Source organism: Saccharopolyspora sp. NPDC049426 (genome assembly GCF_040676935.1).
Classification (GTDB): domain Bacteria; phylum Actinomycetota; class Actinomycetes; order Mycobacteriales; family Pseudonocardiaceae; genus Saccharopolyspora.
Genome location: NZ_JBFAPZ010000004.1, coordinates 188,181 through 201,710, shown reverse-complemented (window position 1 = coordinate 201,710; position 13,530 = coordinate 188,181). Strand labels below are relative to the sequence as shown.

12 protein-coding genes are annotated in these 13,530 nt (G+C 70.9%); 7 read left to right on the top strand and 5 right to left on the bottom strand.

Annotated features, from left to right (window positions below):
* Positions 1 to 155: 155 nt before the first annotated feature.
* From AB0J78_RS09880 to AB0J78_RS09865, 4 genes are all read left to right on the top strand, one after another.
* On the top strand, positions 156 to 1,328 hold the full coding sequence (locus tag AB0J78_RS09880; RefSeq protein WP_363788336.1) for a PLP-dependent aminotransferase family protein: 1,173 nt from the start codon (positions 156 to 158) through the stop codon (positions 1,326 to 1,328).
* A gap of 127 nt (positions 1,329 to 1,455) precedes the next feature.
* Positions 1,456 to 3,822 (top strand): xanthine dehydrogenase family protein molybdopterin-binding subunit, encoded by a 2,367-nt coding sequence (locus tag AB0J78_RS09875; RefSeq protein ID WP_363788335.1) that lies wholly within the window; start codon positions 1,456 to 1,458, stop codon positions 3,820 to 3,822.
* On the top strand, positions 3,819 to 4,670 hold the full coding sequence (locus tag AB0J78_RS09870) for a xanthine dehydrogenase family protein subunit M (protein WP_363788334.1): 852 nt from the start codon (positions 3,819 to 3,821) through the stop codon (positions 4,668 to 4,670). Before AB0J78_RS09875 ends, AB0J78_RS09870 begins: the two co-directional genes overlap by 4 nt.
* Complete coding sequence (locus tag AB0J78_RS09865) at positions 4,663 to 5,142, top strand: (2Fe-2S)-binding protein (protein ID WP_363788333.1); 480 nt, start codon at positions 4,663 to 4,665, stop codon at positions 5,140 to 5,142. Before AB0J78_RS09870 ends, AB0J78_RS09865 begins: the two co-directional genes overlap by 8 nt.
* A gap of 62 nt (positions 5,143 to 5,204) precedes the next feature.
* Here the strand turns inward: AB0J78_RS09865 and AB0J78_RS09860 are convergent, their stop codons facing one another.
* The gene (locus AB0J78_RS09860; protein WP_363788332.1) at positions 5,205 to 5,795 is read right to left on the bottom strand and encodes a TetR/AcrR family transcriptional regulator; all 591 of its coding nucleotides are present in this window, start codon (positions 5,793 to 5,795) and stop codon (positions 5,205 to 5,207) included.
* A gap of 88 nt (positions 5,796 to 5,883) precedes the next feature.
* On the opposite strand from AB0J78_RS09860, the gene AB0J78_RS09855 reads away from it, so the two are divergent.
* Positions 5,884 to 6,855 carry an alpha/beta hydrolase gene (locus tag AB0J78_RS09855; protein WP_363788331.1) on the top strand — a complete coding sequence of 324 codons (972 nt, stop codon included), beginning with the start codon at positions 5,884 to 5,886 and terminating at the stop codon, positions 6,853 to 6,855.
* A 13-nt stretch (positions 6,856 to 6,868) separates the two neighbouring features.
* On the opposite strand, the gene AB0J78_RS09850 is transcribed toward AB0J78_RS09855, so the two are convergent.
* Positions 6,869 to 8,905 (bottom strand): AAA family ATPase, encoded by a 2,037-nt coding sequence (locus AB0J78_RS09850; RefSeq protein ID WP_363788330.1) that lies wholly within the window; start codon positions 8,903 to 8,905, stop codon positions 6,869 to 6,871.
* 254 nt (positions 8,906 to 9,159) lie between these two features.
* On the opposite strand from AB0J78_RS09850, the gene AB0J78_RS09845 reads away from it, so the two are divergent.
* On the top strand, positions 9,160 to 9,918 hold the full coding sequence (locus tag AB0J78_RS09845; RefSeq protein ID WP_363788329.1) for a dienelactone hydrolase family protein: 759 nt from the start codon (positions 9,160 to 9,162) through the stop codon (positions 9,916 to 9,918).
* A 45-nt stretch (positions 9,919 to 9,963) separates the two neighbouring features.
* Here the strand turns inward: AB0J78_RS09845 and AB0J78_RS09840 are convergent, their stop codons facing one another.
* A complete protein-coding gene (locus tag AB0J78_RS09840) occupies positions 9,964 to 10,194 on the bottom strand; it encodes a zinc finger protein (RefSeq protein ID WP_363788328.1) in 231 nt (76 codons plus the stop codon).
* Positions 10,195 to 10,469: 275 nt separating this feature from the next.
* Positions 10,470 to 11,234 carry a type I methionyl aminopeptidase gene (gene map, locus AB0J78_RS09835; protein WP_363788327.1) on the bottom strand — a complete coding sequence of 255 codons (765 nt, stop codon included), beginning with the start codon at positions 11,232 to 11,234 and terminating at the stop codon, positions 10,470 to 10,472.
* Positions 11,235 to 11,320: 86 nt separating this feature from the next.
* On the opposite strand from map, the gene AB0J78_RS09830 reads away from it, so the two are divergent.
* Complete coding sequence (locus AB0J78_RS09830; protein WP_132673455.1) at positions 11,321 to 11,587, top strand: helix-turn-helix transcriptional regulator; 267 nt, start codon at positions 11,321 to 11,323, stop codon at positions 11,585 to 11,587.
* Positions 11,588 to 11,590: 3 nt separating this feature from the next.
* On the opposite strand, the gene AB0J78_RS09825 is transcribed toward AB0J78_RS09830, so the two are convergent.
* Positions 11,591 to 13,228 (bottom strand): FAD-dependent oxidoreductase, encoded by a 1,638-nt coding sequence (locus tag AB0J78_RS09825; RefSeq protein ID WP_363788326.1) that lies wholly within the window; start codon positions 13,226 to 13,228, stop codon positions 11,591 to 11,593.
* Positions 13,229 to 13,530: the final 302 nt, after the last annotated feature.

Below are 13,530 nucleotides of genomic sequence, written 5' to 3'. Positions count from 1 at the left end.
TGAGCCGCGCCAAATTCGGGTGACCGGCCGGATCCGGTGCTTTACGATCCCGGTTGGCTCCTCGAACAGCGAAGCCGTTCCGTGAGGCGCGCCAGCGGCAACACTGCGGCCCGACGCCCCGCTTCTCGTCATCGCCTGTCGTTCCAGGAGCTCTCATGTCCTCTCTTGCCCGCGCCACCCGTATGGACGGGGTCACCAGTTCACCGGTGCGCGACCTGCTCGCGCTCACCCGCCGACCAGGCGTGATCTCCTTCGCCGGCGGGCTTCCCGCCCCGGAGCTGTTCGACACCGACGGGTTGCGCGCCGCGTTCGCGCGGGCGCTCGCCGATCCCGACGCCGCCCGCGCGCTGCAGTACTCGCCCACCGAAGGCGACCCGGCGCTGCGGGAGATCGTGGCCGACCGCCTCACCCGGCAGGGCCTGCCCACCGGATGCGACGACCTGCTGGTCACCACCGGCTCCCAGCAGGGCCTGAACCTGGTCGCCTCGGCGCTGCTGGACCCCGGCGCCGTGGTGCTGGTGGAAGAACCCGTCTACCTCTCGGCCGTGCAGTGCTTCCAGCTCGCGCAGGCCCGGATCGTGCCCGTGCCCTCCGACGAGGAGGGCATCGATCCCGTTGCGCTGGAGCGCATCGCCGCGAGCGAACGCCCGGCGCTGCTGTACCTGGTGCCGACGTTCTCCAACCCCACCGGCCGCACGATCGGCGAGGCGCGGCGCGACCGGATCGCCGACATCGCCGCGCGGCACGACTTCTGGCTGATCGAGGACGATCCCTACGGCGAACTGCGCTACAGCGGACGGCCGTTGAGCCCGTTGTCCGCGCGGGTGCCGGACCGGTCGATCTACCTGGGCAGCTTCTCCAAGATCGTCTCACCGGGCATGCGGGTGGGCTGGTTGCGCGCGCCCGCGCAGCTGCGGCAGCAGCTCACGATCCTCAAGCAGGCCGCCGATCTGCACACCTCCACGATCGATCAGGCCGCGGCGGCGGAATACCTCGCGACCGCCGACCTCGACGCGCGGGTGCGCGTGCTGTGCGAGACCTACCGGGAGCGGCGGGACGCGATGCTGGTCGGGCTGCGCGAGATCGCCCCGGCGGGCACCGAGATCACCGAACCCGAGGGCGGGATGTTCGTGTGGGTGCGGCTTCCCGGCGAGGTCGACACCGCCGAGGTGCTGCAGGAGGCGCTCGGCCACGACGTGGCGTTCGTGCCCGGCGCGGCGTTCCAGGTGAGCGAACCCGACCGCGCGACGATGCGGTTGTCGTTCACCACCTTCGCCCCCGCCACCATCGCCGAGGGACTGCGCAGACTGGCCAAGGCCCTGAGCTGAGCGCGCCTCCCGGGGTGCCGTCCATCCGGAGGATTGCGCACGTCCCCGGAGCTGCAGCAGGCTACCGTGGATCCACCGCTGTGATGGCCATCACTGAGCCGTCCAGCGGGATCACTGGGGAGGTCTGATGCAGGCGATGCAGGGCGGGCGGCCCACTCTGCTGGGTGTTCGCACAGCACGCGTCGAGGACGACAGGCTGCTCACCGGCCGAGCCCGCTACGTGGCCGACGTCGTGCTGCCGGGCATGGTGGAGGCCGCGTTCGTGCGAAGCGACGTCCCGCACGCCCTGGTGCGCGGCGTCGACAAGACCGCCGCGCTCGCCTCACCCGGTGTGCACGCGGTGTTCGACGGAGCGGACCTGGACCTCGACGCGGTTCCCGACCGGATGCCGTGGGTTCGAGCGGTGCAGCACTTCCCGCTCGCGCGCGACCGGGTCCGCTACGTCGGCTGCCCGCTGGCCGTCGTGGTCGCCGATGACCGCTACCTCGCCGAGGACGCCGCCGAACTCGTCGACGCGGATCTGCGACCGCTGTCCACCGTGGACACCGTCGACGACGCCCTCTCCCCCGACGCCGCGCTGCTGTACCCGGACTGGGACGACAACCTGCTGCTGTCGGTCGAGCCCGACGACGCCGAGGTCGACGCCGCGTTCGAGCGGTACCGCACCGTCAGCGGAACGTTCACCACGAACCGCCACTCGGCGGTGCCGCTCGAAGGTCGCGGGGTGGTGGCCGAGTTCCGCGACGACCGGCTGACGGTGTGGACCTCGACCCAGGCGGCCTACGTCGTGCGCGCCATGCTCGCCACCGTCCTCGGCATGCCCGAGCGCGACATCCGGGTGATCACGCCGGACCTCGGTGGCGGGTTCGGGCAGAAGAACGAGATCTACCCGGAGGAATACCTCGTACCGTGGCTGGCGATGCGGTTGCGCCGCCCGGTCCGGTGGATCGAGGACCGGCACGAGCACCTGATCGCCGCCACCCACGCCCGCGACACCAGGATCGATCTGTCGGCGGCCGTTCGCGAGGACGGCACGATCGCAGCGCTGCGCGGCCGGGTGCGCACCGACCTCGGATCCGGCGAGATCTTCCCCGCCGGGTACGGGCCGAGCCTGGTCGCGGTCGGCTCGCTGTGCGGGCCCTACCGGATCCCGCACCAGGCCATCGCGGTGCAGGGCGTGGTCACCAACAAGACGCCGACCGGCGGGTACCGGGGTTTCGGCGCCCCGGAGGGGACCTTCGCGATCGAGCGGCTGGTGGACAAGATCGGACGCGAGCTGGGCATCGACCCGGTGGAGCTGCGGCGCAGGATGATCCTCGCCCCGCAAGACCTGCCCTACGAGACCGCCGCCGGCGCCCGGCTGGTGTCCGGCACCCACCGCGAGGCCTTCGAACGCGCCGTGGAGCTGGGCGAGCGGATGCTGGCCGAGGAACGCGACATCGCCGAACCCGGAACTCACCTGGGCGTCGGCTACGCCACCTACGTCGAGGGCGTCGCCTCCACCACGTTCTCCATCACCGGAACCTGGAGCAGTCAGGACTCGGCCGACGTCCGCTTCGACTCCGACGGCGGCGTCACCGCGGCCGTCGGGATCTCGGCGATGGGCCAGGGCGCGCACACCACGGTCGCCACGCTCGTCGCCGAGTCGCTGTCGATCCCGATCGAGCAGGTCCGGGTCGTCATGGGCGACACCGACACGGCGTCGTTCGGCCTCGGCAGCTGGGCCAGCCGCGGCACGCTCGTGGCCGGCGGAGCGATCGAACGCGCATCAGAGGTGTTGCGCCGCAAGGGAACCGACATCGCCGCACACCTCCTGGAGGCGTCCCCGGACGACCTGGAGCTCACCGAGGGGCGTTTCCAGGTCCGGGGCAGTCCCGGCAGCGCCGTCTCCTGGGCCCAGGTGGCCCAGTCGGCGCTGAACCGGACCTTCGAGCTCCCACCCGGGGTCGAGCCGGGTCTGGAGGCGCGCGCCGTCTACGAGCCGCCCGGCCTGGACCACGTCCCGCGTCCCGACGGCAAGATGAACGCCGCCGCCGGCTACACCAACGCCACCCACGCCGCGGTCGTCCGCGTCGACGCCGACACCGGCGTCGTCGAGGTGGTGCGCTACGCCGTGGTGCACGACTGCGGCCGCGTCATCAACCCGCTGACCGTCGCCGGCCAGATCCACGGCGGGGTCGCGCAGGGCATCGGCGGAACGCTCTACGAACAGCTCCCCTACGAGGACGGTCAACCGCTGGCCACCACGTTCGCGGAATACCTGCTGCCCAGCGCCCGCGAGATCCCCGAGATGGTCGTCGAGGAGTTGGGCGGTCCCGCTCCGGAGACCCCGTTCGGCGCCAAGGGCGCCGGTGAGGCCGGCATCATCGGCCCGCCGGCGGCGATCGCCGGGGCGGTCGAGAACGCGCTCGAACCGCTGGGCGTCACCGGGATCGCCACGACACCGTTGACTCCAACGGTGGTGCGCCGCTTGATCGAGGAGGCCCGCTCGTGAAGCCGCCGCCGTTCGACTACGTCCGCCCCGGCACCGTCACCGACGCGATCGAGCTGCTGGCAGCCGACGAGGACGCCAAGCTCCTCGCCGGTGGGCAGAGCCTGCTGCCGATGATGAACTTCCGGCTGGCCCGGCCCAGCACGCTGGTCGACATCACCCGACTGCCCGGCATGGCCGAACTGCACCGCGACGGCGAGGAGCTGGTGATCGGGCCCGCCACCCGCCAGCGCGCGGTCGAAACCTCGTCGCTGGTCGCCCAGACCTGCCCGCTGCTGGTGGACGCGCTGCGCCACGTCGGCCACCACCAGATCCGCACCCGCGGCACCGTCGGCGGCTCGCTGGCCCACGCCGACCCGGCGGCCGAGCTCTGCGCCGCGGCCCTCGGGCTCGACGCCGAGGTGGTGGCCACCGGTCCGGACGGCCGCCGAGCGATCCCGGCCACCGAGCTGTTCCTGGCCCCGTACCAGACCGCACTGCGGCCGGGCGAGATCGTCACCGAAACCCGCTGGCCGATCCGACCGCACGCCCGTCACGGGTTCGCCGAGATCACCCATCGCGCCGGCGATTTCGCCCTAGCCGGACTCGCGGCCGTCGTCGAGCTCAACGGACCCGAGGTCTCCCGGATCCGGCTGGCGGCGCTGGGCGTCGCGGGCACCGTTCGACGCCTCCCCACAGCCGAGCAGGCGCTGCTGGGCCGCCCGCTCACCGCGGAGTCGATCGACGACGCCGCCGCAGCCGCAGCCTCGTCGGTCGATCCGCCCGAGGACGTGCACGCCGACACCGAAACCCGCCGCGCCGCCCTGCGCGCGGCCACCCGGCGAGCTCTGGAGCAGATCCCCCATGCCTGACACCCCCACCGCGAGCTGCGACGTCACCCTGACGGTCAACGGCCGCGAGATCCGGCGCCCGGTGCCCGCCCGGCGGTTGCTGGTCGACTTCCTGCGCGACGACCTGGAGCTCACCGGCACCCACGCCGGTTGCGAGCACGGGGTCTGCGGCGCGTGCACCGTGCTCATCGACGGTGAGCCCGCGCGGTCCTGCATCACCCTCGCGGTGCAGGCCGACGGCTGCGAGATCACCACCGTCGAGGGCCTCACGCCGGAGAACGGCCTGAGCCCGATGCAGCAGGCGTTCAAGGAGTGCCACGGCTTGCAGTGCGGTTTCTGCACTCCGGGCTTGCTCACGACGCTCGCCGCGGCCGAACCGGAGGAGCACCCGACCGACGCCGACATCCGGGAACTGCTGGGCGGCAACATCTGCCGCTGCACCGGGTACCAGCACATCGTCGACTCGGTGAACAGGGCGTGGGGCCGTTCCTGAGGTGGCGTAACCACCTCAGGACTTGCTCGGTCTGGACTGCCGACGAACTTGGAGCTCAGGCCCTAGCTCCGGGCGTGAAACGCCTGCGAGAGCGCGCTCATGCTGATGTCGATGATCGTGCGGAGCTGCTGCTGACTCGCCCCAGCCCTGCTCATCACGGCCAGCGACTGGTTGACCGCCGCGATGTGAACGGCGAAGTCGTCGGCGTCGCTGTCGGCCAACTTCCCGGCGCTCAAGGCGGTCCGCAGCCGCGCGCGCTGAAGGCCCAGAGCTTCGCTCGCGCGCGCGGCGACGTCAGGTCTCAGCACCGGTATCGCCATCGCGGTCTGGGCGACCAGGCATCCGTCCGGCAGGTCGGGGTCGGCGATGCGCTTCAGCGTGACCGCGAAGAACTCCCGCATCGCCCGCAGCGGGTCCTCGGACGCACTCGACAGCGCCTCGTCGTACCTTTCCCCGTAGCGCGTGACATAGCGATCCAGGCAGCGCAGGTAGAGCGAGTCCTTGTCGCCGAACGAGGAGTAGAGGGAACTGCGGTTCAACCCGGTCGCCCTGGAGAGGTCGTCGAGGGAGGTGTCGGCGTACCCGGCTCGCCAGAACTGGACCATCGCCGCATCGAGCACGGTGTCGACATCGAACTGCTTCTTCCCCGCCATCACGCATGCACCTCGTTCGCGTACCTGCCGTTGTGCCTTGCCCATCCTATCTTGGACTAATCGGTCCAAGATGGTTTAGGCTTGAGACATGCCCGACGCTGCGACCACCGCGAACCGTTCTCATGACCAGGACTCGATCTCCGGGTTGCCGCTGCACGATCTCGCGGGATTCACCCACCGCTGGGTCGACGCGGACGGCATCCGACTTCACGCCGTGGAAGGCGGTCAGCCGAGCGGCCCCGCCGTCGTCCTGCTCGCCGGATTCCCGCAGACCTGGCGGGCTTGGCGCAAGGTGATGCCGGGCCTTGCCGAGCGATGCCACGTGATCGCATTCGACCTGCCAGGACAAGGCCACTCCGACCGCCCCCACGACAGCTACGACACGCACACCGTCGCTTCGCGCGTCCAGGCCGCGCTGACCGCGCTCAACGTCCCGAAGCACTGGCTCGTCGCCCACGACATCGGGGCTTGGGTCGCCTTCTCGCTAGCCCTGAAGCACGAAGACCACCTGCACGGGGTCGCTCTGCTCGACGCCGGCATCCCCGGCATCACCCTCCCGGACGCCATCCCCACGGATCCCGACCGCGCCTGGAAGACCTGGCACTTCGCGTTCCACCTGGTGCCCGATCTTCCCGAGACGCTGCTCGCCGGTCGCGAGCGCGACTACGTCGACTGGTTCCTGAAGGTCAAGGCGCTGTCCCCGAACACGTTCGACAGCGCCGAGATCGACCACTGCGCCGCCGCCCTCGCGGCCGAGGGTGGTCTCCGAGCGTCTCTCGCCTACTACCGCGATGCCGCGGAATCGGCGCGCAAGAATCACGACGCTCTCGGACGAGGTCGCTTGACCGTCCCGACCCTGGGAATCTCCAGCTCCCACGGCTCGATCCCCGACATGGCCGCGTCCATCAGCTCCTGGGCGGACGACGTGTCAGGTGTCGTCATCCCAGATGCCGGGCATTTCATCCCCGACGAGCAGCCCGACGCGGTTGTGGACGCGTTGACCGCGTTCATCGATCGCGGACGTGCGGACTGCCGACGCACCAACCACGAAAGCGGCTGATGCGAATCGCTTTTCAGCGCGCCGCCGACGCGGGCTCGCGGGAGACCATCCCCGCCAACGGGTCGGGAACCGAGTCCACGCAGACCACACCCAGCCTCCGGGTCGCGCGCGTCATCGACACGTAGAGATCGCTGCGCCCGAAACCGCCGTCCCCGAGGATCGCGGCGGGCTCCACGATCAGCACCGAGTCGAACTCCAGCCCCTTGGCCTGGCCCGGTTCCAGCACCACGACCGCGTCGGTCAGGTCGACGGGCAACCCCACGCCCACCACCGAGGCGAGCTCGCTCACCAGGTCCGGCGGCGCGATCACGGCGAGCTGACCCTCCGCGTGCTCGGCCACGACCTCGCCGACCAGATCGCCCAGCGATTCGCGGGAAACCCGCTCCAGCCACGGAACCTCGCCGGAGGACCGGACCGAGCGCGGCGGCCGCAGACCGGTGCCTGCGAGCAGGTCCTCGGTCGCGGCCATGATCTCCGACGGGGTCCGGTAGTTCACGGTCAGCTCGGCCAATCGCCACCGGTCGGCCACGTGCGGTGCCAGCATCCGACCCCACGAACTGGCTCCGGAAGGGCTGCCCGTCTGAGCGAGATCGCCGACGAGGGTCATCGACCGGGAGGGGCAGCGGCGCATCAGCATCCGCCACTGCATCTCCGAAAGCTCCTGCGCCTCATCGACGACGACGTGGCCGAACACGGCCTTGCCCGCGTCGTGCCCGAGCAGCGCGGCGGCCTCGTCGAGCAGCGGCACGTCGGCCGAGGTGCGCGGACCACCGCCGATCAGGTCGGTCACCACGTGCTCGGGCGTCAGCTCCGGCCACAGCTCGTCGAGCGCGCCCACCACGCCGTCGTCGGCCAGCAGCGAGGCGCGCAGCGCGTCGCGATCGGCGGAGTCGATCATCTCCCGAGGGGCGTCGTCATCGGGATCGACGATCACCCCGGCGGCCGAGAGCGCGTTGCGGTCGGCCGCGCTCGGCCGTCCGTCGGCGCTGCCTCCGTCCAGGGCACGACCGTCCTCGCTGAGCACGAGCGATTCCATCCGCTCGACGAGCGATCCCACGAGGGAGCCGACGAGCTCGTTCTGGAACACCAGTCGCGCCTGGTTGTGCGGCAGCGCTGCCTCGCGCGCCCTGCCCGCCGCCCGACGGCACGTCGCCGGGTCCAGCGACAGCACCTGCTCTTCGAAGGTCACCTCGACCGGTTCGTCGGGGACCCGCACCCGCGAGCGGATCGCGTGGGCGATCTCCTCGGCCATCCGGGCCGATCCCTTGCGCTCGGCGTCCGGATCGGCGGACTCGGCGTCGAGGGCACCGCCGAGTTCGGCGATGGTGGAGGCGATCACCCGGTTCTCGCCGAGGCCCGGCAGCACCTGCCCGATGTAGTCGAGGAAGATCCGGCTCGGCCCGATCACCAGCACTCCCCTGTTGCGCAGGTGCTCGTGGGTGTAGAGCAGGTAAGCGACGCGGTGCAGCGCGACCGCCGTCTTGCCGGTGCCCGGCCCGCCCTGCACGACCAGGACGCCGCGCTCCGCCGAGCGGATGATGGCGTCCTGCTCGGCTTGCAGGGTCGTGACGATCTCGCGCATCCGGCCGGTGCGCTCGGCGGTCACGGCCGCCAGTAGCGCGGCTTCGCCGACCAGGTGCTCCTCGGTGCCGTCGGAGTCCAGCAGCTCGTCGTCGACGGTCACCACGGTCCGGCCCCGCGTGGTGATCCAGCGCCTGCGCCGGACTCCCTGCGGATCGGCCGCCGTGGCCGTGTAGAAGGCGCGGGCCAGCGGCGCTCGCCAGTCGACCAGCAGCTGCTCGTCGTCTGATTCTCGGAACACGCCGAGCCTGCCGATGTAGGCGCTGGTCCCGTCGTTCATGTCGAGCCGGCCGAAGCACAGCCCGTGCTCGATCCCGTCCAGGCGCGACACCTCGGCCTTCCAGACGGCGACGGTGTCGGGATCACCGCCGGCTTCGACCCTGGCAGCCGCCTGCGCGCGCAGAGCGTCCACGTGGGCGTACAACTCGGTCAGGTGCTCCTGCTCTAAATCGAGCTCATCGCCGCTCAAAGCCCCAGGACTCCCATGTTCGGACGTTCGACCAGCACAGAGTGCCCGAGAGCGTTCGACAATTCCAGTCGCCCCACGCCGTCCGGTGTGGACGGAGGCCGCTCAGCGGGATTCCGGACGAACGGATCCGTCGGCGATTCGCGGGTGCTCGGGGGCAGATCCGGCATACCGCCCGGGGCCCGATCCCCGTGCGTCGCGGCTGGTGAACGAGTGTTTAGATCGGGTCGGCGTCAACCACGAGGAGGAACAGCACCATGACTGCCGCACGCGGGACCTCGGTGGAGATCACCACGCCGGATGGCGTGGCAGATGCGTACCTCACACATCCGGAGGGCGGCGGGAAGCATCCCGCGGTGCTGTTCTACATGGACGCCTTCGGGCTGCGGCCGCACCTCCGCGCCATGGCGGACCGGCTGGCGGACGAGGGTTTCACCGTGCTGGTGCCCAACCTGTTCTACCGGGCGGGCCGGACCCCGGTGTTCGAACTGCCGGAGTTCATCGACCCGGGTGCGCGGCCGGAGATCTTCCAGACCATCGGCCCGATCATGCAGCAGCTCACGCCGGAGCTGGCGATGCGCGACGCCGGCGCCTACCTGGAATGGCTGGCCGACAGCCCGCTGACCACCGGTGAACCGGTCGGGATCACCGGGTACTGCATGGGCGCGGTGATGGCGCTGCGCACGGCCGGGGCCTACCCCGAGCGCGTGGCGGCGATGGGCGGATTCCACGGGGGCAACCTGGCCACCGAGGCCGAGGACAGCCCCCACCTGGTCGCCGGGAAGATCACCGCTGAGCTGTACTTCGGCCACGCCGATCAGGACCACGCCCTGCCGCCGGAGCAGATCCAGCTACTCGACGAGGCGCTGACCGAGGCCGGTGTCCGGTTCCGCACCGAGGTCTACGAGGGCGCACTGCACGGCTACACCCAGGCCGACACCGCCGCCTACGACGAGGCGGGGGCGGAACGTCACTGGGAGGCCCTGCTGGAGCTCTTCCACCGCACGCTGCGCTGAGCGTCGGCGCCGACGCCGGCGCGGCCGCGTGCCGGGTCGGCGTCGTCAGTCCGCGCCCTCGCCCGCGACGGGGACGCCGGCGAGTTCGTGCGCTCCGCTGTTGCAGGACGGGCAGGTGGGCCACAGCCAGCCGATGTCGGAGTTGTCGGCGGTGACCTTCTTGGAGCACAGCGTTCGCACGGTGACGCCGTGGTAGCCGTGGCGGGGCTTGGCGTCGGTGGTGGCGTGACGCTCACCCTCGGCGGGCACCCAGCTGAACGGATGCGGCCGGTACATCAGGCCACCGCTTCGCGCGGGCGCGGTCCGGGGCACGGCCACCCGCCCCCGGTCGATTCGATCACGCCCGCCACGATCTTGAACGCTACCCGAACAACGCGCGATCACACGCAACCCGTTCGGAGTAGTTGACCTCTCCGCAAGCACGAGAGACCACCCGAGACCACCACTCGCGGTGACAATTCCGTGATTTCCAGCCGCGCTGGAAGCCGCGGACATCCCATTTGCCGCTCAGGTCATCACAGGTGGTCATCGCCGCCCGCCGCGGGTGGACGTCAGGGAAGGGTCAGGATCCGAGGACCGTCGGGGGTGATCGCCACGGTGTGCTCGGAGTGGGCCGTGTTGGAGCCGTCGGCCGAGCGCAGGGTCCAGCCGTCGGGGTCGGTGACGATGCGGGCGGTGGTGCGCGCGAACCAGGGCTCGATGGCGATGGTCAACCCCGGCTGCAGCTTCAGGCCTCGACCGGGCTTGCCGCGGTTGGCCACGTGCGGCCCCTCGTGCATGGTGCGACCGAGACCGTGCCCGCCGAACTCGGTGTTGACCGGGTAGCCGTAGTCGGTGGCGACGGCTTCGATCGCGGCCGAGATGTCGCCGAGCCGGTTGCCCGGCTTGGCGACGTCGATCGCCGCGCGCAACGCCTCCTCGGTCGAGCGCACCAGCCTGCGATCCTCTTCCTCCTCGGTTCCGACGATGACCGTGCGGGCGGCGTCGGCGACCCAGCCGTCGATGCTCACCGCGAAGTCGGCGGTGAGCACGTCACCGTCGCGCAGCACGTAGTCGTGCGGGAGCCCGTGCAGCACGGCGTCGTTGACCGACAGGCAGATGACGTTGCGGAACGGCCCCTCGCCGAAGGACGGCGAGTAGTCCCAGTAGCAGGACTGGGCGCCGCGCTCCTCGACCCGGCGGCGCGCGTGGTGCTCCAGGTCCATCAAGTTGACGCCGACCTTCGCCATGTCCCCGACCTCAGCGAGGATCTCGGCGACGAACGCGCCGGTGACGCGCATCTTGTCGATCTCGGCCGGCGTCTTCAACTCGATCACTCGTACTCCTACGACTCTCAGTGTCGGTATTTTAATACCAATCCTAGCACTTGCAGGTATTTAAATACCACCGTAACCTTCGAGTCGTGGTACGGCTTCCTCTCACCCCTGATCAGGTGGAGTCCGGCGCGCGCGTCGGCAAGATGCTGCGGGACGCGCGCGCAGGACGCGACGCGGTCGAGATCGCCCGCGCGGCGGGAATCTCCCCCGAAACGCTGCGCAAGATCGAATCCGGCCGGCTGCCGACCCCGGCGTTCGGCACCGTGGTGGGCCTGTGCGATGCCCTGGACCTCCCGGTGCACGAGGTCGCCGAGGTCTGGCGCGGTGGAGTGAGCCTGCGCAGCGCCTCCTGACCCTCAGCGCACTCGACGGGCCCTGAGCACCACGTCGTGCGGGTGCTCCTCCTTGCCGGGCCCGGTGCGCGGGCGGGTTTCGTCGACCTCGACCTGCCAGTCCCCGTCCAGGAGCTTGGCGACGTCGGCGGGCATGACGTACTCGGCCGGGTCGAACTCGGTGTCGGGCGGGAACCCGGCGGGGTCGTGACCGACGTAGAGCAACGTCCCGCCCAGCGCCACGGCGGCCAGCAGGGCGCGCAGCGGCTCGTCGCCGCGTTCCTTCTTCAGCGCGAAGTACTGCGCGGAGACCAGGTCGAACGAGCGGGCCGGTGGGTGCTCGGCGGCCAGGTCCGCGCGCACCCACGCGATGTTCGCGGCGACCTCCGGAGCGCGCTCCGCGGCGACCGCGGCACCGCGTTCGACCGCCACCCGTGAGATGTCGGTCGCGGTCACCTTCCAGCCCTGCTCGGCCAGCCAGATCGCGTCGCCACCCTCACCGCAGCCGACGTCGAGGGCCTGCCCCGGCGGCATGCCGGTGACCTCGGCAACGAGGGCGTCGTTGGCGGCTCCGCTGAAGAGCCACTCCTGGCTGCCGTAGCGCTCGTCCCACTCCGCTGCGCTCATGTGCTCCTCCTGGTCGAGCGTCATTCCGTGTCGGCTGTCGCCCATCGCGACCTCGCAGGTCCGGTTCTCCGCCACCGCGCTGAAGGGCTCCCGCGCGGACGCCACGGCGCGGGCGGTCTCCTCCTCGACCAGGTCCATGTTGATCATTCCCCCGACGGTCGCCCCGGCAGCCGCCGCGACGATCACGGTGGCGCGCAGGTCGGTCGTGTTGCCCGCGACCCACACGCCCGGCACGGACGTCCGGCCGCTCTCGTCGGAGGGGATGTGCGCACCGCCGCTGGGGTGCGCCTCGGGTTCCAGACCGAGGCCGGCGGCCGGTTCCGACCGGGCGACCATGCGCGGAGCCACCGCCAACGCCCGCAGCGGAACCACTCGCCCGCCCGCCATGCGGACTCCGGCCAGCTCGTCGCCGACGACCTCCAGCTCCTCGACCGGCTCCGCGACGACGTCGATGCCGCGAGCGGCGAGCTTCTCCGCGTCCTCACCCGACGGCACTCCGGATCCGTTGAGCAGCAACGTGATCCGCTCGCTCCACTGCCGGAACAGCAGGGCCTGGTGCACGCTCATCGGACTGGTCGCCAGCACGCCGATCGGCTCGTCGCGGAACTCCCAGCCGTGGCAGTAGGGGCAGTGCAGCACGTCGCGGCCCCACCTCTCCGCCAACCCCGGCACGTCGGGCAGTTCATCGCGCAGCCCGGTTGCCAGCAGCAACCGTCGCGCGCTCGCCCGCCTGCCGTCTGCCGTCTCCACGACGAAGCCCGAGCCCTCGCGTCGCGCCGAAACCACCTGTCCGGAAAGGACCTCTCCCCCGTAGCCCGCCATCTCGCGGCGACCGGCCGCGAGCAGGTCGGCGGGCGGCTCGCCGTCGCGCGAGAGGAACCCGTGCATGTGGGCGGCGGGGGCGTTGCGGGGCTGCTCGCCGTCGATCACCAGAACGCTGCGGCGCGCCCTCCCCAGCATCAGCGCGGCGTTCAACCCGGCTGCGCCACCCCCGACGACGACCACGTCGTACCTGGTCTGGCCCTCGTTCTCCATCACTGACCACCTCCAGCGACCACCATGCCCAACCCTCGCGAGATTCAGCAACGTTCTTTGCCGATCCAGCAACAAGCGAGCGGGTCCCGCCCTTCGGGACGCCCGGGAACCATGATTGACACCCTCGTTCGAGCACTGGTTCTATCGAGGGCATGACAGCGAACATCGCTCTGGTCGAGCGCCGCTACGTGGATTGCCTCCGCGTCGCCAGCGCCCGCTGTCGCTGACACCTCACCGCCGCTGAACTGATCCGAGCGGCGTCTTCTCCTCACCTCACCCCTTTTCGCGACTGCGCTACGTCG

Coding starts and splice junctions, on each gene's coding strand:
- AB0J78_RS09880 (WP_363788336.1), top strand. CDS start 156: ATGTCCTCTCTTGCCCGCGCCACCCGTATGGACGGGGTCACCAGTTCA.
- AB0J78_RS09875 (WP_363788335.1), top strand. CDS start 1,456: ATGCAGGCGATGCAGGGCGGGCGGCCCACTCTGCTGGGTGTTCGCACA.
- AB0J78_RS09865 (WP_363788333.1), top strand. CDS start 4,663: ATGCCTGACACCCCCACCGCGAGCTGCGACGTCACCCTGACGGTCAAC.
- AB0J78_RS09860 (WP_363788332.1), bottom strand. CDS start 5,795: ATGGCGGGGAAGAAGCAGTTCGATGTCGACACCGTGCTCGATGCGGCG.
- AB0J78_RS09855 (WP_363788331.1), top strand. CDS start 5,884: ATGCCCGACGCTGCGACCACCGCGAACCGTTCTCATGACCAGGACTCG.
- AB0J78_RS09845 (WP_363788329.1), top strand. CDS start 9,160: ATGACTGCCGCACGCGGGACCTCGGTGGAGATCACCACGCCGGATGGC.
- AB0J78_RS09840 (WP_363788328.1), bottom strand. CDS start 10,194: ATGTACCGGCCGCATCCGTTCAGCTGGGTGCCCGCCGAGGGTGAGCGT.
- AB0J78_RS09825 (WP_363788326.1), bottom strand. CDS start 13,228: ATGGAGAACGAGGGCCAGACCAGGTACGACGTGGTCGTCGTCGGGGGT.